Origin of the sequence: Streptomyces sp. R33, assembly GCF_041200175.1 — a bacterium.
GTDB classification, from domain to species: domain Bacteria; phylum Actinomycetota; class Actinomycetes; order Streptomycetales; family Streptomycetaceae; genus Streptomyces; species Streptomyces katrae_B.
This window is the reverse complement of record NZ_CP165727.1, coordinates 6,840,681-6,862,580: the sequence shown is the minus strand read 5'-3', so window position 1 is coordinate 6,862,580 and position 21,900 is coordinate 6,840,681. Positions and strand designations below refer to the sequence as shown.

The 21,900-nt window shown below is 70.8% G+C and carries 22 protein-coding genes; 1 reads left to right on the top strand and 21 read right to left on the bottom strand.

All coding sequences use genetic code 11. From position 1 onward, the window contains the following. Nucleotides 1-37 precede the first annotated feature (37 nt). The 13 genes from metK to pyrR all read right to left on the bottom strand — a co-directional run bounded on the left by metK (nucleotide 38) and on the right by pyrR (nucleotide 14,423). A complete protein-coding gene (metK, locus tag AB5J51_RS31590; protein ID WP_030294604.1) occupies nucleotides 38-1,246 on the bottom strand; it encodes a methionine adenosyltransferase in 1,209 nt (402 codons plus the stop codon). 196 nt (nucleotides 1,247-1,442) lie between these two features. Then, entirely contained in the window at nucleotides 1,443-2,657 is a 1,215-nt protein-coding gene (coaBC, locus tag AB5J51_RS31585; RefSeq protein WP_053786079.1) for a bifunctional phosphopantothenoylcysteine decarboxylase/phosphopantothenate--cysteine ligase CoaBC, read from the bottom strand. Nucleotides 2,658-2,756: 99 nt separating this feature from the next. Further along, nucleotides 2,757-3,029: a DNA-directed RNA polymerase subunit omega gene (gene rpoZ / locus AB5J51_RS31580; RefSeq protein ID WP_004948662.1), complete on the bottom strand. Its 273-nt coding sequence runs from the start codon at nucleotides 3,027-3,029 to the stop codon at nucleotides 2,757-2,759. A gap of 63 nt (nucleotides 3,030-3,092) precedes the next feature. Continuing rightward, the gene (gmk, locus tag AB5J51_RS31575; protein WP_030157469.1) at nucleotides 3,093-3,656 is read right to left on the bottom strand and encodes a guanylate kinase; all 564 of its coding nucleotides are present in this window, start codon (nucleotides 3,654-3,656) and stop codon (nucleotides 3,093-3,095) included. 61 nt (nucleotides 3,657-3,717) lie between these two features. Beyond that, nucleotides 3,718-4,041, bottom strand: coding sequence for an integration host factor (locus tag AB5J51_RS31570; protein ID WP_008740406.1), 324 nt, complete (start codon nucleotides 4,039-4,041; stop codon nucleotides 3,718-3,720). Nucleotides 4,042-4,341: 300 nt separating this feature from the next. Beyond that, nucleotides 4,342-5,175: an orotidine-5'-phosphate decarboxylase gene (pyrF, locus tag AB5J51_RS31565; RefSeq protein WP_078987274.1), complete on the bottom strand. Its 834-nt coding sequence runs from the start codon at nucleotides 5,173-5,175 to the stop codon at nucleotides 4,342-4,344. A 26-nt stretch (nucleotides 5,176-5,201) separates the two neighbouring features. Continuing rightward, nucleotides 5,202-6,311, bottom strand: a complete 1,110-nt coding sequence (locus AB5J51_RS31560; protein WP_133898570.1) for a quinone-dependent dihydroorotate dehydrogenase — start codon at nucleotides 6,309-6,311, stop codon at nucleotides 5,202-5,204. A gap of 86 nt (nucleotides 6,312-6,397) precedes the next feature. Continuing rightward, a complete protein-coding gene (gene carB, locus AB5J51_RS31555; protein WP_053786077.1) occupies nucleotides 6,398-9,706 on the bottom strand; it encodes a carbamoyl-phosphate synthase large subunit in 3,309 nt (1,102 codons plus the stop codon). Beyond that, nucleotides 9,699-10,847 (bottom strand): glutamine-hydrolyzing carbamoyl-phosphate synthase small subunit, encoded by a 1,149-nt coding sequence (carA, locus tag AB5J51_RS31550; RefSeq protein WP_053786076.1) that lies wholly within the window; start codon nucleotides 10,845-10,847, stop codon nucleotides 9,699-9,701. Before carA ends, carB begins: the two co-directional genes overlap by 8 nt. Then, the gene (locus AB5J51_RS31545) at nucleotides 10,844-11,425 is read right to left on the bottom strand and encodes a hypothetical protein (RefSeq protein WP_053786075.1); all 582 of its coding nucleotides are present in this window, start codon (nucleotides 11,423-11,425) and stop codon (nucleotides 10,844-10,846) included. Before AB5J51_RS31545 ends, carA begins: the two co-directional genes overlap by 4 nt. Beyond that, nucleotides 11,422-12,708 carry a dihydroorotase gene (locus AB5J51_RS31540; protein WP_030294589.1) on the bottom strand — a complete coding sequence of 429 codons (1,287 nt, stop codon included), beginning with the start codon at nucleotides 12,706-12,708 and terminating at the stop codon, nucleotides 11,422-11,424. Before AB5J51_RS31540 ends, AB5J51_RS31545 begins: the two co-directional genes overlap by 4 nt. Nucleotides 12,709-12,710: 2 nt before the next feature. Beyond that, the gene (locus tag AB5J51_RS31535) at nucleotides 12,711-13,700 is read right to left on the bottom strand and encodes an aspartate carbamoyltransferase catalytic subunit (protein WP_030294587.1); all 990 of its coding nucleotides are present in this window, start codon (nucleotides 13,698-13,700) and stop codon (nucleotides 12,711-12,713) included. A 126-nt stretch (nucleotides 13,701-13,826) separates the two neighbouring features. Next, nucleotides 13,827-14,423: a bifunctional pyr operon transcriptional regulator/uracil phosphoribosyltransferase PyrR gene (pyrR, locus tag AB5J51_RS31530; RefSeq protein WP_053786074.1), complete on the bottom strand. Its 597-nt coding sequence runs from the start codon at nucleotides 14,421-14,423 to the stop codon at nucleotides 13,827-13,829. Between the two features lie 263 nt (nucleotides 14,424-14,686). Here pyrR and bldD point away from each other — a divergent pair, with 263 nt between their 5' ends. Beyond that, nucleotides 14,687-15,187, top strand: coding sequence for a transcriptional regulator BldD (gene bldD, locus AB5J51_RS31525; RefSeq protein WP_007263032.1), 501 nt, complete (start codon nucleotides 14,687-14,689; stop codon nucleotides 15,185-15,187). Between the two features lie 195 nt (nucleotides 15,188-15,382). Here bldD and nusB read toward each other — a convergent pair whose 3' ends face one another. The 8 genes from nusB to aroC form a co-directional block, all read right to left on the bottom strand. Then, nucleotides 15,383-15,814, bottom strand: coding sequence for a transcription antitermination factor NusB (gene nusB, locus AB5J51_RS31520; protein WP_030294584.1), 432 nt, complete (start codon nucleotides 15,812-15,814; stop codon nucleotides 15,383-15,385). A gap of 2 nt (nucleotides 15,815-15,816) precedes the next feature. Beyond that, nucleotides 15,817-16,383, bottom strand: coding sequence for an elongation factor P (efp, locus tag AB5J51_RS31515; protein ID WP_030294581.1), 567 nt, complete (start codon nucleotides 16,381-16,383; stop codon nucleotides 15,817-15,819). Nucleotides 16,384-16,442: 59 nt separating this feature from the next. Continuing rightward, nucleotides 16,443-17,552, bottom strand: coding sequence for an aminopeptidase P family protein (locus tag AB5J51_RS31510; RefSeq protein ID WP_053786073.1), 1,110 nt, complete (start codon nucleotides 17,550-17,552; stop codon nucleotides 16,443-16,445). A gap of 76 nt (nucleotides 17,553-17,628) precedes the next feature. After that, nucleotides 17,629-18,396 carry an AAA family ATPase gene (locus AB5J51_RS31505; protein ID WP_063785134.1) on the bottom strand — a complete coding sequence of 256 codons (768 nt, stop codon included), beginning with the start codon at nucleotides 18,394-18,396 and terminating at the stop codon, nucleotides 17,629-17,631. An 80-nt stretch (nucleotides 18,397-18,476) separates the two neighbouring features. Next, nucleotides 18,477-18,911 (bottom strand): type II 3-dehydroquinate dehydratase, encoded by a 435-nt coding sequence (aroQ, locus tag AB5J51_RS31500; protein ID WP_053786071.1) that lies wholly within the window; start codon nucleotides 18,909-18,911, stop codon nucleotides 18,477-18,479. Further along, on the bottom strand, nucleotides 18,908-19,999 hold the full coding sequence (gene aroB / locus AB5J51_RS31495) for a 3-dehydroquinate synthase (protein WP_053786070.1): 1,092 nt from the start codon (nucleotides 19,997-19,999) through the stop codon (nucleotides 18,908-18,910). Before aroB ends, aroQ begins: the two co-directional genes overlap by 4 nt. Next, complete coding sequence (locus AB5J51_RS31490; protein WP_369779172.1) at nucleotides 19,996-20,514, bottom strand: shikimate kinase; 519 nt, start codon at nucleotides 20,512-20,514, stop codon at nucleotides 19,996-19,998. Before AB5J51_RS31490 ends, aroB begins: the two co-directional genes overlap by 4 nt. Next, complete coding sequence (aroC, locus tag AB5J51_RS31485; RefSeq protein ID WP_037634575.1) at nucleotides 20,511-21,695, bottom strand: chorismate synthase; 1,185 nt, start codon at nucleotides 21,693-21,695, stop codon at nucleotides 20,511-20,513. The genes AB5J51_RS31490 and aroC overlap by 4 nt, the downstream gene beginning before the upstream one ends. Nucleotides 21,696-21,900: the final 205 nt, after the last annotated feature.

Below are 21,900 nucleotides of genomic sequence, written 5' to 3'. Positions count from 1 at the left end.
CCGGGGCCGTACGGGTCCGCCGTGCGGCGGGGCGTGCTTACAGGCCGGCGGCCGTGCGCAGCGCGTCGACGCGGTCGGTGCGCTCCCAGGTGAAGTCGGGCAGCTCGCGGCCGAAGTGGCCGTACGCGGCGGTCTGGGCGTAGATCGGGCGCAGCAGGTCCAGGTCGCGGATGATCGCGGCCGGGCGGAGGTCGAAGACCTGGCCGATCGCGTCCTCGATCTTCTGGACCTCGACCTTGGCGGTGCCGAAGGTCTCGACGAACAGACCCACCGGCTCGGCCTTGCCGATGGCGTACGCGACCTGGACCTCGCAGCGCGAGGCGAGGCCGGCGGCGACCACGTTCTTGGCGACCCAGCGCATCGCGTACGCGGCGGAGCGGTCGACCTTGGACGGGTCCTTGCCCGAGAAGGCGCCGCCGCCGTGGCGGGCCATGCCGCCGTACGTGTCGATGATGATCTTGCGGCCGGTCAGGCCGGCGTCGCCCATCGGGCCGCCGATCTCGAAGCGGCCGGTCGGGTTGACCAGCAGGCGGTAGCCGTCGGTGTCGAGCTTGATGCCGTCCTCGATGAGCTGGGCCAGCACGTGCTCGACGACGAACTCGCGGATGTCCGGCGCGAGCAGCGAGTCCAGGTCGATGTCGGAGGCGTGCTGGGAGGACACGACGACCGTGTCGAGGCGGACGGCCTTGTCGCCGTCGTACTCGATGGTGACCTGGGTCTTGCCGTCGGGGCGCAGGTACGGGATGGTCCCGTTCTTGCGGACCTCGGACAGGCGGCGCGAGAGCCGGTGCGCGATGTGGATCGGCAGCGGCATGAGCTCGGGGGTCTCGTCGCACGCGTAGCCGAACATCAGGCCCTGGTCGCCGGCGCCCTGCTTGTCGAGCTCGTCCTCGTCGCCCTCGACACGCTTCTCGTACGCGGTGTCGACGCCCTGCGCGATGTCCGGGGACTGCGCGCCGATGGACACCGAGACGCCGCAGGAGGCGCCGTCGAAGCCCTTCTTCGACGAGTCGTAGCCGATCTCGAGGATCTTGTCGCGGACGAGCTGCGCGATCGGCGCGTACGCCTTCGTCGTCACCTCACCGGCGATGTGGACGAGACCGGTGGTGATGAGGGTCTCCACGGCCACACGCGAGGTCGGGTCCTCGGTGAGAAGTGCGTCGAGGATCGTGTCGCTGATCTGGTCAGCGATCTTGTCGGGGTGACCCTCGGTGACGGACTCCGAGGTGAACAGGCGACGGGACACAACGCTCCCTGGGGTTGCAGCGGCTGCTGGCTGATCATTTGGCGGAACCACACCGGGGGCTGCGCCCGATCACGTTCCGAATGCAGTTTATCGGTCGCCACCGTTTGCCGGACCACCCGTCTCGCCCTATGGGAGCCATGTGACCTGCGGCACTCACATTCTGGCTCATGGAATCCGTTACGAGAAGAGTCGTCGCTCAGGCGCGTCGGGGAGCGAGTCGCGGGGCGACCTGGTCCCAAATCACTTCGGCCAGCGCCTCCTTCGGACCGTAGGGAACCGGGGTCTCCGCCCCGTCGGAGGCCAGGATCACAGCCTCGTTCTCCTCAGAACCGAAGGTCTTGGCTGCGCCCACCTCGTTCACGACGAGAAGATCACACCCCTTGCGGAGCAGTTTTCTCCGGCCGTTCTCGAGTACATCGTCAGTTTCGGCGGCGAAACCGACCACGACCTGGCCTTCCAGGGCCCGGTCGGCCGAGATCTCGGCGAGGACGTCTGGGTTGCGGACGAGCGCCACCGGGGCCGGATCCTGCCCGTCCTTCTTCTTGATCTTGCCGTCGGCGTACTCGGCCGGCCGGAAGTCGGCCACGGCCGCTGCCATCACCACGGCGTCGGCGTCCGCCGCCGCCTTGAGGACCGCCTCGCGCAGCTGGACGGCCGTCCCGACCCGTACGACGTCCACCCCGGCCGGGTCGGCAAGCGCGGTGTTGGCCGCCACGAGGGTGACCCGGGCCCCGCGGGCGACGGCCGTACGGGCCAGTGCGTAGCCCTGCTTGCCGGAGGAGCGGTTGCCGAGGAAGCGGACCGGGTCGAGCGGTTCCCGCGTGCCGCCCGCGCTGATCACCACGTGCCGGCCGGCCAGGTCGGGCTCGGCCACGCCGCGCGCCAGCACCCTGCGGCACACCTCGTAGATCTCCTCGGGGTCGGGCAGCCGCCCCTTGCCGGTGTCCTTGCCGGTGAGCCGGCCGACGGCGGGCTCGATGACGAGGGCGCCGCGGCGCCGCAGCGTGGCCACGTTCTCCTGGGTGGCGGGGTGCTCCCACATCTCGGTGTGCATGGCGGGGGCGAAGACCACCGGGCAGCGCGCGGTGAGCAGCGTGTTCGTGAGGAGGTCGTCGGCGAGGCCGTGGGCGGCCTTGGCGAGCAGGTCCGCGGTGGCCGGGGCGACGACGACGAGGTCGGCGCTCTGCCCGATGCGGACGTGCGGGACCTCGTGGACGGTCTCCCAGACCTCGGTGCCGGCCGGGTTGCCGGACAGCGCGGCCCACGTGGCCTCGCCCACGAAGTTCAGGGATGCCGCCGTGGGCACCACCCGTACGTCGTGTCCGGACTCGGTCAGCCGGCGCAGCAGCTCGCACGCCTTGTACGCGGCGATCCCGCCGCTGACTCCGAGCACGACCTTCGGCTTACCCACCACACACGCCCCTTCGGCTGATCGTCGTACCTGTCTATGACACACCACAGGCCCGGCAGATGTTCTGCCGGGCCTGTGGTGAAAGGAATGCTCGGTGCCTTACTGGGCCGGGGCCTCGATGGCCTCGGAGGTCAGCAGACCCGCGTTGATCTCGCGCAGCGCGATCGAAAGCGGCTTCTCGTGGACGTGGGTGTCCACCAGGGGGCCGACGTACTCGAGCAGGCCCTCACCGAGCTGCGAGTAGTACGCGTTGATCTGACGCGCGCGCTTGGCCGCGTAGATCACGAGGCTGTACTTCGAGTCCGTGGCCTCGAGCAGCTCGTCGATCGGCGGGTTGATGATGCCCTCGGGCGCAGTGATGGAAGAGGACACGCTCTACCTTCCGAAGAATGGGTGAAAGATCAAGCATTGATCGAAATGAACATCGATCAACGATCAGACAACTTCCATCAAGGCTAGCAGCTCGCGCGCCACGTCCTCGACGGAGGTGTTCACCAGGGTGGTGTCGAACTCGGACTCGGCAGCGAGCTCGACCTTGGCGGTCTCCAGCCTGCGCTGGATGACCTCGGGCGATTCGGTGCCGCGGCCGGTGAGCCGGCGGACCAGCTCGTCCCAGCTCGGCGGCGCCAGGAAGACGAGCTGGGCTTCGGGCATGGACTCGCGGACGAGTCGCGCGCCCTGGAGGTCGATCTCCAGGAGAACGGGCTCGCCGTTCTCGAGTCGTTCCACCACCGCGCCGCGCGGTGTGCCGTAGCGGTTGCCCGCGAACTCGGCCCACTCCAGCAGCTCGCCGTTGGCGATCAGCTTGTCGAACTCGTCGTCGTTGACGAAGAAGTAGTGGACTCCGTGTCGCTCACCGGGCCGCGGCTTGCGGGTGGTGGCCGACACCGAGAGCCATACCTCGGGGTGGACCTTGCGCATATGCGCGACGACCGTGCTCTTGCCGACCCCCGAAGGGCCGGAGAGCACGGTCAGCCGCGGACGAACCTCTGCTGCCATAAAGCGATTATCCAGGTTCTCGGGACTGCCTGAGAACGCCGGGAGAACTTCAGGCAACGCGTCAGCCGGCAGGAGTGCCGAACTCACGCTCCAGAGACGCGATCTGGTTGGAACCGAGACCTCGGACACGCCGGGACTCGGAGATGCCGAGGCGCTCCATGATCTGCTTGGCGCGCACCTTGCCCACGCCAGGCAGGGACTCCAGCAGGGCGGAGACCTTCATCTTGCCGATGACGTCGTTCTCCTGGCCCGTCTTGATGACCTCTTGGAGCGAGGCGCCGGAGTGCTTGAGTCGATTCTTCACCTCGGCCCGCTCCCGGCGAGCCGCGGCGGCCTTTTCGAGCGCGGCTGCGCGCTGTTCAGGGGTAAGGGGCGGAAGAGCCACGCCTACGTCACCTCGGATGTCGAACTGTCGGATACGGACCGGTGGGGAACCCTAGGGCGCCACACCAGGCGAATGCCCGAACAGCGGTGGAACTCGTTCGCTGCTCGTCACTCTGATCGGAGACTAGCGGCCAAGGCCGCTCCAGTCAGCGAGAACGGACGAAAAGTCCTGGTCAGCCTCCACTGAACCGTACATCACGGACAAACCACCCCGGTTTTGTCCGGTGAAAGACGTTCGATTTTCGTCAGGCCGTACGACGTGCGGTGCGACCGGAGTGCCCGGAGGCACTCCGGAACGGGCTCAGGCGGAGACGGCCTCGCGGATCTCGTCCGCGAAACGGGTGGCCGAGGCGCGCAGGGCCGCGGCGTCCGGACCGTGCTTCAGCACGCCCCGCGAGACGTTCGGGACCACGTTGCGGACCGCCGCGCCGAAGACCGCCGGCAGATCGGCCGCCGTCGCACCCTGCGCACCGATGCCGGGCGCCAGCAGCGGCCCGTTGATGTCCAGGTCGAAGGACGACAGGTCGCCCAGCGTGGCACCGACCACCGCGCCGAAGGAGCCCATGGGCGCCGCTCCCGCGTTCTCCGCCGCGAGGTGCCCCAGCATCGTCGCGCCGACCGTGCGGCCGTCCTCACGCACCGCGCGCTGGACCTCCGCTCCCTCCGGGTTCGAGGTGAGCGCGAGGACGAAGAGACCCGCGCCCGAGCGGCGGGCGAGTTCCACCGCCGGCTGCAGCGAGCCGTAGCCCAGGTACGGGGACACCGTCAGGGCGTCGGAGAACAGCGGCGAGGACGGCGACAGGAACGTCTGCGCGTACGCGGCCATCGTCGAGCCGATGTCACCGCGCTTGGCGTCCATCACGACCAGCGTGCCCGCGGCCCGCGCGTCGGCCACGGTCTGCTCCAGCACCGCGATGCCCTTCGAGCCGAAGCGCTCGAAGAACGCCGCCTGCGGCTTGAAGACGGCCACCGAGTCGGCCAGCGCCTCGACGACCGTGCGGGAGAACTTCTCCAGGCCCGCGACGTCGTCGTTCAAGCCCCACGACGACAGGAGGGCGGCGTGCGGGTCGATGCCCACGCACAGCGGGCCGCGGGAGTCCATCGCCGCACGCAGGCGGGTGCCGAACGGGGTCACGGCGCTCTCGTTCACGGGGGTCTCGGTCACTGGGCGGCCTTTCGGGTTTCGGCGCCGACGGCCTCGGCGAGGGTCGCGTACGGGCTGACGGCCAGGCGCGCGGCCAGGCCCTTGTGGATGGCGCGGGCGTAGAACGGGCCCTCGTAGATGAACGCGCTGTACCCCTGGATCAGGGTCGCGCCGGCCAGGATCCGCTGCCAGGCGTCCTCGGCGTTCTCGATGCCCCCGACGCCCACCAGCACCAGGCGGTCGCCCACACGGGCGTACAGGCGGCGCAGGACCTCCAGGGAGCGCTCCTTGACCGGGGCGCCGGACAGGCCGCCGGTCTCCTTCACGAGGGACGGGGCGGACTTCAGGCCGAGCCCCTCCCGCGCGATGGTGGTGTTCGTCGCGATGATGCCGTCCAGGCCCAGCTCCAGGGCCAGGTCCGCGACCGCGTCCACGTCCTCGTCGGCGAGGTCCGGCGCGATCTTCACCAGGAGCGGGACCCGGCGGTCGGTCACCGTGCGGTCCGCGGCCTCGCGTACGGCCGTCAGGAGCGGCCGGAGGGACTCGGTGGCCTGGAGGTTGCGCAGGCCCGGGGTGTTCGGCGAGGAGACGTTCACGACCAGGTAGTCCGCGTGGCGGGCCAGGCGCTCGGTGGAGACGACGTAGTCCGCCACCGCCTCCTCCTCGGGCACGACCTTGGTCTTGCCGATGTTGACGCCCACGACCGTGTTGAAAACGGGCACACGGGCCGCCAGACGGGCAGCCACGGCAGCGGAGCCCTCGTTGTTGAAGCCCATCCGGTTGATCAGCGCGCGGTCCGGCACGAGCCGGAACAGCCGCTTCTTGGGGTTGCCCGGCTGCGCCTGCGCCGTGACCGTGCCGATCTCGATGTGGTCGAAGCCGAGCATGGACATGCCGTCGATGGCGACGGCGTTCTTGTCGAAGCCCGCCGCGAGGCCGAAGGGGCCGTGCATGCGCAGCCCGAGCGCCTCGGTCCGCAGCTCCTTGTGGCGCGGGGCCAGGGCCGCCGCCACGAAGGTGCGCAGCACCGGGGTGCGGGCCGCGAGCCGGATCCAGCGGAAGGCCAGGTAGTGGGCCTGCTCCGGGTCCATCCGCTTGAAGACGAGGTCGAAGAAGAGTTTGTACATGTGGAGAAGATCCCCTCGTGCGCTCATGAAGAGGGGGACACCCGTCGCTTGCGCGAATCCGGTGTCCCCCTCCCCTGTACGGGCTGCTAGTCGCGGGCGGCGGTCAGGTGCTCCGCGTGCTCCTGGAGGGAGCGCACGCCCACGTCGCCGCGGTTGAGCGCGTCGATGCCCTGGACGGCCGCGGCGAGCGCCTGGACCGTGGTCAGGCACGGGACGCTGCGCGCCACGGCCGCCGTGCGGATCTCGTAGCCGTCGAGGCGGCCGCCGGTGCCGTACGGGGTGTTGACGATCAGGTCGACCTGGCCGTCGTGGATCAGCTGGACGATGGTCTTCTCGCCGTTCGGGCCCTCGCCCTCGCTGAGCTTGCGCACCACGGTGGCGTTGATGCCGTTGCGGCGCAGCACCTCGGCGGTGCCGGAGGTGGCCATCAGCTCGAAGCCGTGGGCGACCAGCTCGCGCGCCGGGAAGATCATCGAGCGCTTGTCGCGGTTGGCGACGGAGATGAACGCGCGGCCCTTGGTGGGCAGCGGGCCGTAGGCGCCGGCCTGCGACTTGGCGTACGCCGTGCCGAAGACGGAGTCGATGCCCATGACCTCGCCGGTGGAGCGCATCTCCGGGCCGAGGACGGTGTCGACGCCGCGGCCGTGGATGTCGCGGAAGCGCGACCACGGCATGACGGCCTCCTTGACGGAGATCGGCGCGTCGAGCGGCAGGGTGCCGCCGTCGCCGGTCTTCGGCAGCATGCCCTCTTCGCGCAGCTCGGCGATGGTGGTGCCGAGCGAGATGCGGGCGGCGGCCTTCGCGAGCGGGACCGCGGTCGCCTTCGAGGTGAAGGGGACGGTGCGGGAGGCGCGCGGGTTGGCCTCCAGGACGTAGAGGATGTCACCCGCCATCGCGAACTGGATGTTGATCAGGCCGCGGACGCCGACGCCCTTGGCGATGGCCTCGGTGGAGGCGCGCAGCCGCTTGATGTCGAAGCCGCCGAGGGTGATCGGGGGCAGGGCGCAGGCGGAGTCGCCGGAGTGGATGCCGGCTTCCTCGATGTGCTCCATGACGCCGCCGAGGTAGAGCTCGGTGCCGTCGTAGAGGGCGTCGACGTCGATCTCGATGGCGTCGTCGAGGAAGCGGTCGACCAGCACGGGGCGCGTCGGCGAGATCTCGGTGGACTCGGCGATGTACGACTCCAGGCGGGCCTCGTCGTAGACGATCTCCATGCCGCGGCCGCCGAGCACGTACGAGGGGCGGACGAGGACCGGGTAGCCGATCTCGTCGGCGATGGCCTTCGCGCCTGCGAAGGTGGTCGCGGTGCCGTGCTTGGGGGCGGGCAGGCCGGCCTCGGCGAGGACCTGGCCGAAGGCGCCGCGGTCCTCGGCGGCGTGGATGGCCTCGGGCGAGGTGCCGACGACGGGGACGCCGTTGTCCTTGAGGGCCTGGGCGAGACCGAGGGGGGTCTGGCCGCCGAGCTGGACGACGACACCGGCGATGGGGCCGGCGAGCGACTCGGCGTGGACGATCTCCAGCACGTCCTCGAGCGTCAGCGGCTCGAAGTACAGGCGGTCGGAGGTGTCGTAGTCCGTCGAGACGGTCTCCGGGTTGCAGTTGACCATCACGGTCTCGTAGCCCGCGTCGCTGAGCGCGAAGGAGGCGTGGACGCAGGAGTAGTCGAACTCGATGCCCTGGCCGATGCGGTTCGGGCCGGAGCCCAGGATGATCACCGCGGGCTTGGTGCGGGGCGCGACCTCGGACTCCTCGTCGTACGAGGAGTAGAAGTACGGGGTCTTCGCGGCGAACTCGGCGGCGCAGGTGTCGACCGTCTTGTAGACGGGGCGGACGCCCAGCGCGTGGCGGACCTCCCGGACGACGTCCTCGCGCAGGCCGCGGATCTCGGCGATCTGGGCGTCGGAGAAGCCGTGCCGCTTGGCCTCGGCGAGGAGCTCGGGCTCGAGCTTCTCGGCGCCTGCCAGCTCGTCCGCGATTTCCTTGATCAGGAACAGCTGGTCGACGAACCAGGGGTCGATCTTCGTGGACTCGAAGACCTCTTCCTGGGTGGCGCCGGCGCGGATGGCCTGCATGACGGTGTTGATGCGGCCGTCGGTCGGGCGGACCGCGGTGGCCAGCAGTTCGGTCTTGTCGCCGGGGTCTCCGACGAAGGTGAACTGCGAGCCCTTCTTCTCCAGGGAGCGCAGGGCCTTCTGGAGGGCCTCGGTGAAGTTGCGGCCGATGGCCATGGCCTCGCCCACCGACTTCATGGTGGTGGTGAGGGTGGCGTCGGCCAGCGGGAACTTCTCGAAGGCGAAGCGCGGGGCCTTGACGACGACGTAGTCGAGGGACGGCTCGAAGGAGGCCGGCGTCTTCTCGGTGATGTCGTTGGGGACCTCGTCGAGCGTGTAGCCGATGGCCAGCTTGGCGGCGATCTTGGCGATCGGGAAGCCGGTGGCCTTCGACGCGAGCGCCGAGGAACGCGAGACGCGCGGGTTCATCTCGATGACGATGACACGGCCGTCGACCGGGTCGATCGCGAACTGGATGTTGCAGCCGCCGGTGTCGACGCCGACCTCGCGGATGATCGCGATGCCGATGTCGCGCAGCCGCTGGTACTCGCGGTCGGTCAGCGTCATCGCCGGGGCGACGGTGATGGAGTCGCCGGTGTGGACGCCCATCGGGTCGAAGTTCTCGATGGAGCAGACGACGACGACGTTGTCCTTGGTGTCGCGCATCAGCTCCAGCTCGTACTCCTTCCAGCCGAGGATGGACTCCTCCAGGAGCACCTCGGTGGTCGGGGAGAGCGTGAGGCCCTGGCCGGCGATGCGGCGCAGCTCGTCCTCGTCGTGGGCGAAGCCGGAGCCGGCGCCGCCCATGGTGAAGGAGGGGCGGACGACGACGGGGTAGCCGCCGAGGGTCTCGACGCCCTTGAGGACGTCGTCCATCGAGTGGCAGATGACCGAGCGGGCGGACTCGCCGTAGCCGATCTTGGCCTTGACGGCCTCGACGACGCCCTTGAAGAGGTCGCGGTCCTCGCCCTTGTTGATGGCCTCGACGTTGGCGCCGATGAGCTCGACGCCGTACTTCTCCAGCACACCCTGCTCGTGCATGGAGATGGCGGTGTTGAGCGCGGTCTGGCCGCCGAGGGTGGGGAGCAGCGCGTCGGGGCGCTCCTTGGCGATGATCTTCTCGACGAACTCGGGGGTGATCGGCTCGACGTACGTGGCGTCGGCGATCTCCGGGTCGGTCATGATCGTCGCGGGGTTGGAGTTCACCAGGATGACCCGCAGGCCCTCGGCCTTGAGGATGCGGCAGGCCTGGGTGCCGGAGTAGTCGAACTCGGCGGCCTGGCCGATGACGATCGGGCCGGAGCCGATGACCAGGACGGACTGGATATCGGTGCGCTTAGGCACGCTCGGCCTCCATCAGGGTTACGAAACGGTCGAAGAGGTAGGCGGCGTCGTGCGGGCCGGCTGCTGCTTCGGGGTGGTACTGGACGGAGAAGGCCGGCTGGTCGAGCAGCTGGAGGCCTTCGACGACCTGGTCGTTCAGGCAGACGTGGGAGACCTCGGCACGGCCGTAGGGGGTCTCGGAGACCTTGTCGAGGGGCGCGTCGACGGCGAAGCCGTGGTTGTGCGCGGTGACCTCGACCTTGCCGGTGGTGCGGTCCTGCACCGGCTGGTTGATGCCGCGGTGGCCGTACTTCAGCTTGTACGTGCCGAAGCCGAGCGCGCGGCCCAGGATCTGGTTGCCGAAGCAGATGCCGAAGAGCGGGGTCTTGCGCTCCAGGACGCCCTGCATGACGGCGACGGGGCCGTCGGCGGTGGCCGGGTCGCCCGGGCCGTTGGAGAAGAACACGCCGTCCGGGTTGACCGCGTACACGTCCTCGACGGTCGCGGTGGCGGGCAGCACGTGCACCTCGATGCCGCGTTCGGCCATCCGGTGCGGGGTCATGCCCTTGATGCCGAGGTCGACGGCGGCGACGGTGAACCTCTTCTCCCCGATCGCGGGGACGACGTACGTCTCCTTGGTGGCGACCTCGGCGGAGAGGTTCGCGCCCTTCATCTGCGGGGACGCCTGGACCTTCGCCAGCAGGGCCTCGTCGCGGACGTGCGCCCAGGCCTCGCCGGAGAAGATGCCGACGCGCATGGCGCCGCGCTCGCGCAGGTGGCGGGTCAGCGCGCGGGTGTCGATGCCGCAGATGCCGACGACGCCCTGCTTGACCAGTTCCTCGTCCAGCGAGCGCTGCGAGCGCCAGTTGGAGGGGATGCGGGCGGGGTCGCGGACGACGTATCCGGAGACCCAGATGCGGGAGGACTCGGGGTCCTCGTCGTTGACGCCGGTGTTGCCCACGTGCGGGGCGGTCATCACGACGACCTGCCGGTGGTACGACGGGTCGGTGAGGGTCTCCTGGTAGCCGGTCATGCCGGTGGAGAACACGGCCTCGCCGAAGGTCTCCCCCACAGCGCCGTAGGCGCGGCCGCGGAACATCCGACCGTCCTCCAGGACGAGTACGGCGGGAGCTTTGGCTGCTCCCCTGGTGGAGGTCGTCATCGTTCGGCGCCTTCCGTCGTGATGGATTGGTTCATGAGATTGAGTGCTTCGACCCAGGCGGCGTGTTCGGCCGCGCGGTCGGAGCGGAATCCGGAGTCGATCAGCTTGTCGCCGTGCGCCCAGGTGACGACGAGGAGACCGCCCTCGGTGAGTACCTTGCCCGCGATTCCCTTGTCGAGGCGGGCGCCGCGCAGCTGCGCGGCCGGTACGAAGAAGTCGGTGGCACCCGGACGGACCACGTCGAGGCCCGCGTCGGTGAGCGTGAGCTCGACCCGGCTGCGGACGCCCAGACCGTGGGCGACGATCCGGTCGAGCCACTGCCCGGCGGTGGTGGACCCGTGGTACCGGCCGGTCAGGGCCAGCCGGTGCTCGGGGAGACCGCCGGGGGCGGCGGGCAGCTCCGGCAGATCGCTCTGCAGGGCGCCGCGCCATTTCCAGCCCTGCCGCATCAGCCAGTACACGAACGCGATGAGGACGAGCAGACCGATCACCCACGCGATGCGGGCGCCCCAGTCCGTCACCTCCGCCGACCGTCGTTCGGCGGCCTCGGCGGCCAGATGGATTACTGCAGGTGTCACGCCAGATTCCCGTCCACGACCGTTGCCCGGCCCCGCAGGAAGGTGTGAGTGACGCGACCCGGCAGCTCACGGCCCTCGTAAGGCGTGTTGCGGCTGCGGGAGGCGAAGTGTGCGGGGTCCACGACACCACGGTACGAGGTATCGACCAGCGTCAGGTTCGCGGGTTCACCTGCCGAGACGGGGCGGCCGTGGTGGTCCAGGCTGCCGATCCGCGCCGGGGCGAAGGACATCCGCTCGGCGACGCCCGCCCAGTCGAGCAGTCCGGTCTCGACCATCGTCTGCTGGACGACGGAGAGCGCGGTCTCCAGGCCCACCATGCCCATGGCGGCGGCGGCCCACTCGCAGTCCTTGTCCTCGTGCGGGTGCGGGGCGTGGTCGGTGGCGACGATGTCGATCGTGCCGTCGGCGAGCGCCTCGCGCAGGGCCATCACGTCGCGCTCGGTGCGCAGCGGCGGGTTGACCTTGTAGACCGCGTTGTACGAGCGGACCAGCTCGTCGGTGAGGAGCAGGTGGTGCGGGGTGACCTCGGCGGTGACGTCGATGCCGCGGGACTTGGCCCAGCGCACGATCTCGACGGAGCCGGCGGTGGAGAGGTGGCAGATGTGCACGCGGGAGCCGACGTGCTCGGCGAGGAGCACGTCGCGGGCGATGATCGACTCCTCGGCGACGGCCGGCCAGCCGCCCAGACCCAGCTCGGCGGAGACGACGCCCTCGTTCATCTGGGCGCCCTCGGTCAGGCGGGGCTCCTGGGCGTGCTGGGCGACGACGCCGCCGAAGGCCTTCACGTACTCCAGGGCGCGGCGCATGATCACGGCGTCGTCGACGCACTTGCCGTCGTCGGAGAAGACGGTGACGCGGGCTGCGGACTCGTGCATGGCGCCCAGCTCGGAGAGCTGCTTGCCCTCGAGGCCGACGGTGACGGCGCCGATGGGCTGCACGTCGCAGTAGCCGGACTCCTTGCCGAGGCGCCAGACCTGCTCGACGACGCCGGCGGTGTCGGCGACGGGGAAGGTGTTCGCCATGGCGAAGACGGCGGTGTAGCCGCCGGAGGCGGCGGCGCGGGTGCCGGTCAGGACGGTCTCGGAGTCCTCGCGGCCGGGCTCGCGCAGGTGGGTGTGCAGGTCGACGAGGCCGGGGAGGAGGACCTGGCCCTCGGCCTCGATGACGGTCGCGCCCTCGGCGGACAGCCCGGTGCCGACCTCGGCGATGGTCTCGCCGTCGATCAGGACGTCCTGCGCCTCGCCGCCGAGAACCTTCGCCCCACGAATCAGGATCTTGCTCATGATTACTTGCTCTCCTCGATACGGGGCGTGCTGGTGGTGGTGACGGCCGGCTCGGAGCCTCCGAGCAGCAGGTACAGGACGGCCATCCGGGTGGAGACGCCGTTGGCGACCTGCTCGACGGCGGTGCAGCGGTCGGAGTCGGCGACCTCGGCGGTGATCTCCATGCCGCGGTTCATCGGGCCGGGGTGCATGACGATGGCGTGCTCGGGCATCTTGGCCATGCGGTCGCCGTCGAGCCCGTACCGGCGGGAGTACTCGCGCTCGGTGGGGAAGAAGGCGGCGTTCATGCGTTCGCGCTGCACACGCAGCATCATGACCGCGTCGGACTTCGGCAGCACCTCGTCGAGGTTGTACGAGACCTCGCAGGGCCAGCTCTCGACGCCGATCGGGACCAGGGTGGGCGGGGCCACGACGGTGACCTCGGCGCCGAGCGTGTGGAGCAGCTGGACGTTGGAGCGGGCGACCCGGCTGTGCAGGACGTCGCCGACGATGGTGATGCGGCGGCCGTTCAGGTCCTTGCCGAGGCCGGCGTCGCGGCCGACCAGGCGGCGGCGCATGGTGAAGGCGTCCAGCAGGGCCTGGGTGGGGTGCTCGTGGGTGCCGTCGCCGGCGTTGACGACGGCGGAGTCGATCCAGCCGGAGGTCGCGAGCCGGTAGGGGGCGCCGGAGGCGTGGTGGCGGATGACGACCGCGTCCGCGCCCATGGCCTCGAGGGTCAGCGCGGTGTCCTTCAGGGACTCGCCCTTGGAGACCGAGGAGCCCTTGGCGGAGAAGTTGATGACGTCGGCGGAGAGCCGCTTGGCGGCCGCCTCGAAGGAGATCCGGGTGCGGGTCGAGTCCTCGAAGAAGAGGTTGACGACCGTGAGGCCGCGCAGGGTGGGCAGCTTCTTGATCGGCCGGTCCGCGACGCGGGCCATCTCCTCGGCGGTGTCGAGGATGAGGACGGCGTCGTCGCGCGTGAGATCGGCGGCCGAGATGAGGTGGCGCTTCATCAGGGTGCTCCGTAAGTCGATGAGGTCAGAGCGGTGGGGAGGGCAGAGCGGCGGGCGGGACGGGGTGCGGCCCGGCGGGCAGGCTCGCGCACGGGCCCCCGCGTTCGGGGCCCTCACTCGTACGGGCTACTGCCCGGCCGCCGTGTCGGTCCGCTGGCCGAGCAGCACGGCGTCGCGGCCGTCCTCCTCCTGGAGCTGGACCTTGACGGTCTCCCGCAGCGACGTGGGGAGGTTCTTGCCGACGTAGTCCGCGCGGATCGGCAGCTCGCGGTGGCCGCGGTCGACGAGGACCGCGAGCTGTACGGCGCGGGGGCGGCCGAGGTCGCCCAGTGCGTCGAGGGCGGCTCGGATGGTGCGGCCGGAGAAGAGCACGTCGTCGACGAGGACGACGAGGCGTCCGTCGATGTCGTCGCCGGGGATCTCGGTGCGGCCGATCGCGCGGGCGGGCTTCATCCGCAGGTCGTCGCGGTACATGGTGATGTCGAGGGATCCGACCGGGATCTTCGTGCCGGTGATCTCTTCGAGCTTGGCGGCCAGCCGGCGGGCGAGGTACACACCGCGGGTGGGAATGCCGAGGAGCACCACGTCGTCGGCGCCCTTGGCGCGTTCGACGATCTCGTGGGCGATGCGGGTCAGCACCCGCGCGATGTCCTGTGCCTCGAGCACGGGGCGCATCGCCTCGATGCCCTGGGCATCGACGTTCTGAGCAGCCTGAGCGTCCATGAAAAGGACCTCCTTCTCCGCCTCACGGGACGGACCTTAAAGGACGTCTGATGTACGTCGTCCACGGTACCAGGGCCCTGGCGGGGAACCGGCACCGGGCCTGTACGCGCCCCTCGTACGTGGGCGTCGGAGAGCATTCGGCTTGACGCATCCAAGTAACGCTGCGTAACCTCACAGTGAGTTACCAGCCGCGCGGCGGAGCCGCACGTGGTCCATGTCGTCAGCGTCCATGTCGTCACAGCGTCACAGCGTCCGGGAGCGTTATGTCCAGCGAATACGCCAAACAGCTCGGGGCCAAGCTCCGCGCCATCCGCACCCAGCAGGGCCTCTCCCTCCATGGTGTCGAGGAGAAGTCCCAGGGCCGGTGGAAGGCCGTGGTGGTCGGATCGTACGAGCGCGGGGACCGCGCCGTGACCGTCCAGCGCCTCGCCGAGCTGGCGGACTTCTACGGGGTTCCGGTGCAGGAGCTCCTGCCGGGCACGACTCCCGGCGGGGCGGCCGAGCCGCCGCCGAAGCTGCGCCTCGACCTGGAGCGCCTCGCGGGCGTGCCCGCCGAGAAGGCCGGCCCGCTGCAGCGGTACGCGGCGACCATCCAGAGCCAGCGCGGGGACTACAACGGCAAGGTGCTGTCGATCCGTCAGGACGACCTGCGCACCCTGGCCGTCATCTACGACCAGTCCCCCTCGGTCCTGACCGAGCAGCTGATCAGCTGGGGCGTGCTCGACGCGGATGCCCGTCGCGCCGTGGCGCACGAGGACATCTAGTCCCCGCCCCCAGGACCAGCAGAAACGTTACCGGCGCGGGCCGGGAGCCGACCGTGGCTCCCGGCCCGCGCCGGTTTCGCATCTCCGGGTGCAGCAGGAGCACAGACGGAAGCGGAAGCGGAACCGGAAGCAGAAACGGAGGGCCCGCGGCGCATGTGCGCTGCGGGCCCTCCGTTCTCGCCGAACCGCCGCGGGCTACTCGCCCCGGCGCAGGCTCGGCTTCAGGTCCTTGAAGCGGGCCAGCAGCCCGTTCACGAACGAGGGGGACTCGTCCGTCGAGAATTCCTTGGCCAGCTGGACGGCCTCGTCGATGGCCACGGCGTCCGGGGTGTCGTCCACCCAGATCAGCTCGTAGGCACCGAGCCGCAGGATGTTCCGGTCCACGACCGGCATGCGGTCGAGTTCCCAGTCCACGGCGTAGGTGACGATCAGGTCGTCGATGCGGTTCACCTTGTCGGCGTAACCCTCGACGAGATCCATCGTGAAGGCGCTGACGGGCGGCTGCCGGTCGTCCGACCGCGCGTGGCGGATCCAGTCCGCGAGGACCTCGCGCACGGGCACCCCGCGCTGGTCGGCCTCGAACAGGATCTGGAAGGCGCGCTTGCGCGCGTTGCTGCGGGCAGCCACGGTTAGCTGCTCACCCGGCCGAGGTAGTCGCTGGTGCGGGTGTCGACCTTGACCTTCTCGCCCGTGGTGACGAAGAGCGGGACCTGGATCTCGTAGCCGGTCTCCAGGCGCGCCGGCTTGGTGCCACCGGTGGAGCGGTCGCCCTGGACGCCCGGGTCGGTGTGCTCGATGACGAGCTCGACGGCGGCCGGGAGCTCGACGTAGAGCACCTCGCCCTCGTGCTGGGCGACCGAGGCGGTGAAGCCCTCGATCAGGAAGTTGGCGGCGTCGCCGACGGCCTTGCGGTCGACCATCAGCTGGTCGTAGGTCTGCATGTCCATGAAGACGAAGTACTCGCCGTCCATGTACGAGAACTGCATGTCGCGGCGGTCGATGGTGGCCGTCTCGACCTTCGTGCCGGCGTTGAACGTCTTGTCGACGACCTTGCCGGAGAGCACGTGCTTGAGCTTGGTGCGCACGAAGGCCGGGCCCTTGCCGGGCTTGACGTGCTGGAACTCGACGACGGACCAGAGCTGGTCACCGTCGAGCTTGAGCACCATGCCGTTCTTGAGGTCGTTCGTGGAAGCCACGGTTGCGGAATCTCCTGCACTGGAAGACCACGGGTGCGCGCACAGCCCGCCGCAGCGGGCTAGAGCGCGAGCAGCTCCTTGGTCGTAATGGTGAGTAGCTCGGGACCGCCGTCCGCCTCGGGGCGTACGACGAGCGTGTCATCGATCCGGACACCTCCCCGGCCCGGGAGGTGAACCCCCGGTTCGACGGTGACCGGCACGCAAGCGTCCAGTTTACCCATTGCCGTAGGTGCAAGCTGCGGGTCCTCGTCGATTTCGAGGCCGACGCCGTGTCCGGTCCACGGAGCGAGGGCTTCACCATGCCCTGCGGAGTCCAGTACGGAGCGCGCGGCCCGGTCGACCTCGCGGTACGCGGCGCCCGGCACGAGGGCCTCGCGTCCTGCCCGCTGGGCCGCGAAAACGAGATCGTAGAGCTCGATCTGCCAGTCGGCCGGGCTGGTGCCGATCACGAACGTCCGGCCGATCTCGCAGCGGTAGCCGCGGTAGTTGGCGCCGAGGCAGACGGAGAGGAAGTCGCCCTCCTCGACGCGGCGGTCGGACGGGCGGTGCCGGGAGCTGCCCGAGTTCGGTCCGGTGCCGACGGAGGTCGGGAAGGCGGGCCCGTCGGCCCCGTGGTCGACGAGGCGGCGCTCCAGTTCCAGGGCGAGGTGGCGTTCGGTGCGGCCCACCAGGATCGACTCGAGCAGCTCGCCGAGCGCCTGGTCGGCGATCTCGGCGGCGATCCGCAGACAGGCGATCTCCTCCTCGTCCTTGACGAGGCGCTGCTGCTCCACGGAGAACCCGAGGTCGGCGAGCCGCAGCTTGGGCGCGACGGAGCGCAGGGCGCGGTGCCGGGCGACGGTGAGGTGGTGCTCCTCGACGGCCAGCGAGTCGGCGCGCAGGGAGCCGGCCATGTCGCCGGCCGCGACGGCCGCGTCGCTGCCGGGGGCGGACAGCACGGAGAGTCTGAGCCGGTCGTCGAGGCGTCCCTCGTCGGCCTCGCCGCTGGGCGGGCCGACGGTGAACAGCATGTCCTCGCCGCCCGGTCCGACGAGCAGGACGGCGCCCGGCGGGGACGCCCCGGCGAGGTAGCGGACGTTCGCCGGACGCGTGATCAGTGCGGCGGCGTTCCCCGCGGCGGCACAGCGGTCGCGAAGCAGGCCCCGGCGGGCCGCGTACACGTCTGACATGTCTTCGAGCCTACGAGCGCCCCGCGCATCCGGCCTGGTGAGCACACCCGTACGAGGGCCCGGCCCGCGGCGGCGGTCAGAAGGCGGGGGCCGCGATGGCCCGGGCCAGGGCCTCGTCCAGGGCCCGGGAGGTGCCTTCCACGTCCAGGTCCGAGTTGTCGATGATCGGCAGGCCGGAGCCGTACCAGCCGGCCATCCGGCCGTGGATGCGGGCGACTTCCTCGTCCGAGAGGCGCCGGTTGCCCGAGCGGGCGGCATTGCGCTCGAGGACGATCTCCAGGCCGGGCAGGAGGACGACGGGCAGCAGGGCGGGGCCGACGTGCCGCTTCCAGCCGCCCAGGCCCACCACGGGCCGGTCCGGGAAGACGGCGTCGTCGAGGATGCAGGAGATCCCGTTGGCCAGGAAGTTGCGGGCGGCGAAGCCGCAGGTGCGGCGGGCCAGCCGGTACTGGGCCTCGGAGTGGTCGTTCCAGCCCGCCTGCGGGTCCGCGAAGCCCGAGCACACCCATTCCCGGACGTCGTCCAGGCTCACGTGCGCGGTCGGCACGGGCCGGGTGCTGGCCCAGTGCCGGGCCACCGTGGTCTTGCCCGCGCCCGCCGGGCCGATCAGCAGCACGGCCAGCGTGGCGCCGCCGGTGCCGGGCACCGCGGGCGGCAGCGGAATGTGCCCCGTCGTGGCCTCGGGGCCGCCCGGCGGTGGCGGCGGCACGTGCGGCGCCGGTGCCTGCGGCGGCGCAGGCACCGGCCACCCCTGCGCAGGGGGTATGGGCGGCTGCGGGGGCGCCGCCGGATGATGTCCCGGCTGCCCCCAGCCCGCTCCGCCGCCCCCCACTCCTTGCTGCATCCGCTGCCACTCCGTCTCGTTCCACCGACTGATGCGAGAACGTTATATGACCGCGGGGGCGGAGCCGCCCACCAGCACCGTCAGAGTTCGTCGGCCAGTGCGCGCAGCGCCAGCCGGTACGAGCCGATGCCGAAGCCCGCCACTGTTCCCGTCGCCACCGAGGCGATGACCGACGTGTGCCGGAACTCCTCGCGGGCGTACGGGTTCGAGATGTGCACCTCGATCAGCGGCGCGGTGCGCTGCGCGGCCGCGTCCCGCATGGCGTACGAGTAGTGCGTGAAGGCCCCCGGGTTGATCACGACCGGGATCTTGCCGTCCGCCGCCTCGTGCAGCCAGCGTACGATCGCGCCCTCGTCGTTGGTCTCGCGGACCTCGACGTCGAAGCCGAGCTCCTCGCCCAGCGAGCGGCAGCTCTCCACGAGCCCGGCGTACGAGGTGGCCCCGTACACGTCGGGCTCGCGCGAGCCGAGCCGGCCCAGGTTCGGGCCGTTCAGCACGAGGACCTTACGGCTCACGCGGACACCTCGCCGTACGCGGCGATCAGGTGCGCCGGGTCGGGGCCCTCGAGGACGGTGGGCTTGGCCAGTGCGTCGAGGACGATGAAGCGCAGCAGGTTGCCGCGGGACTTCTTGTCGACCTGCATGGTCTGGAGCAGCTTGGGCCACTGGTCGCCGCGGTAGGTCAGCGGCAGGCCGACGGCGGCGAGGATCTCCCGGTGCCGGTCGGCCGTCGCGTCATCGAGCCGGCCGGCGAGCCGGCCGAGTTCGGCGGCGAAGACCATGCCGACGGACACGGCCGCGCCGTGCCGCCACTTGTAGCGCTCGTTCTTCTCGATGGCGTGCGCGAGGGTGTGCCCGTAGTTGAGCATCTCCCGCAGCCCGGCCTCCTTGAGGTCGCTGGAGACGACGTCCGCCTTGACCTGGATGGAGCGCGTGATCAGCTCGGCCGTGTGCGGGCCGTCGGGCGTGCGCGCGCCGTGCGGGTCCGCCTCGATGAGGTCGAGGATCACCGGGTCGGAGATGAAACCGGCCTTGATGATCTCCGCGAGGCCGCTGACGTAGTCGTTGACCGGCAGCGAGTCCAGCGCCGCCAGGTCGCACAGCACACCGGCCGGCGGGTGGAAGGAGCCCACCAGGTTCTTGCCCTCGGCGGTGTTGATGCCGGTCTTGCCGCCGACCGCCGCGTCGACCATCGCGAGGACGGTGGTCGGTACGGCGACCCAGCGCACCCCGCGCAGCCAGGTGGCCGCGACGAAGCCCGCGAGGTCCGTGGTGGCTCCGCCGCCGACGCCGACGATCACGTCGGTGCGGGTGAACCCGGACTGGCCCAGCGCCTTCCAGCAGTACGCGGCGACCTCGGCCGTCTTGGCCTCCTCGGCGTTCGGCACCTGGATGGCGACCGCCTCGTAGCCCTGCCCGGCCAGGTCGTCGCGCAGTGCCTCACCGGTCGAGGCGAGCGCCTCGGGGTGGATCACGGCGACCCGCTGGGCCTTCGTACCGATCAGTGCGCCGAGCTCGCCGAGCAGCTGCCGGCCGACCAGCACGTCGTACGCGTCGTGTCCGGCTACGGCGCCGACCTGGATGCGCGTCACCTGGTCTGTCATACGTCCTTCAACTCCAGAGCGTCGAGGACCGCCTGGGCGACCTCTTCGGGGGTGCGGTCGTCGGTGGCCACCACGACGCGCGCGACTTCGGTGTACAGGGGGCGCCTGGCGTCCATCTGCTCGCGCCACTGGCGGCGCGGGTTGACGGCGAGCAGCGGGCGCGCGGCGCCCAGGCCGACGCGCCGGACGGCTTCCTCGACGTCCATGGAGAGGTAGGCGACGGGCAGGCCGGCCAGCAGCTCCCGGGTGCCCGCGTCGAGGACGGCGCCGCCGCCGAGGGCGAGGACCCCGGTGTGCTCGGCGAGGGCGGCGGCGACCGCCTGTCGCTCGAGCTCACGGAAGTACGGCTCGCCCTCGTCGACGAAGATGTCCGAGATCTCGCGACCCTGGGCCGCGACGATGTCGGCGTCGGTGTCCCGGTAGGGGACGCCGAGCCGTTCGGCGAGCATCGCCCCCACCGTGGACTTGCCGGACCCCATGGGGCCGACGAGGACGACCAGTGGTCCGCCCGTCACCGGATCTGCAGGTTCTCGAGGTAGGCCCGGACGTTGCGGCGGGTCTCGGGCACCGAGTCGCCGCCGAACTTCTCGACGACCGCGTCCGCGAGGACGAGGGCGACCATCGCCTCGGCGACGATGCCCGCGGCGGGGACGGCGCAGACGTCGGAGCGCTGGTGGTGCGCGGCAGCGGCCTCGCCGGTCGCGACGTCGACCGTGGCGAGCGCCTTCGGGACGGTCGCGATCGGCTTCATGGCGGCCCGTACGCGCAGCAGCTCACCGGTGGTCAGACCGCCCTCGGTGCCGCCGGAGCGGCCGGAGGTGCGCTTGATGCCCTCGGGGGTGGACACGATCTCGTCGTGCGCCTGCGAGCCCGGCACGCGGGCCAGGTCGAAGCCGTCGCCGACCTCGACGCCCTTGATGGCCTGGATGCCCATCAGCGCGGCAGCGAGGCGGGCGTCCAGGCGGCGGTCCCAGTGCACGTGCGAGCCGAGGCCGACCGGGACCCCGTACGCGAGGACCTCGACGACGCCGCCGAGCGTGTCGCCGTCCTTGTGGGCCTGGTCGATCTCGGCGACCATCGCCTTCGACGCGTCCGCGTCGAGGCAGCGCACCGGGTCCGCGTCCAGCTTCTCCACGTCCGCGGGGGTCGGGTACACGCCGTACGGGGCCTTGGCCGCGGCCAGCTCGATGACGTGCGAGACGATCTCGATGCCCGCGGTCTCCTTGATGAAGGACCGGGCGATGGCGCCGAGGGCGACGCGGGCGGCGGTCTCACGGGCGCTGGCGCGCTCCAGGATCGGCCGGGCCTCGTCGAAGCCGTACTTCTGCATGCCCGCGAGGTCGGCGTGGCCCGGGCGCGGACGCGTCAGGGGGGCGTTGCGGCCCGTCTCCTTCAGCTCCGACGGGTCCACGGGGTCGGCCGACATGACCTTCTCCCACTTGGGCCACTCGGTGTTGCCCACCATGACGGCGATCGGCGAACCCAGGGACAGACCGTGGCGGACGCCGCCGAGGAAGGTCACCTCGTCCTGCTCGAACTTCATCCGCGCACCGCGCCCGTACCCGAGCCGGCGCCGCGCCAGATGGTCGGCCACCAGCTCGGTGGTGACCGGAACGCCGGCGGGAAGCCCCTCCAGCGTCGCCACCAGCGCCGGACCGTGCGACTCCCCGGCGGTCAGCCAACGCAACCTGCTCAACGATGCTCCTCATGCTCGCGCCTGGTACTGCGGCGGCGCGGCCGGGTGCGCGGCCCGGACCCGCCTCACCCGATCCTCCCACGTCCGGGCCGGTGCACCGCCCTCCGGTCCAGCTGGCGGACGCCGGTGCACCCTCCCCACCCTGGCGGGTCCGGCTTCAGGCGAGCAAGATCAGTGGGCGCAGTGCATCAGGTGTGCCGCCCGG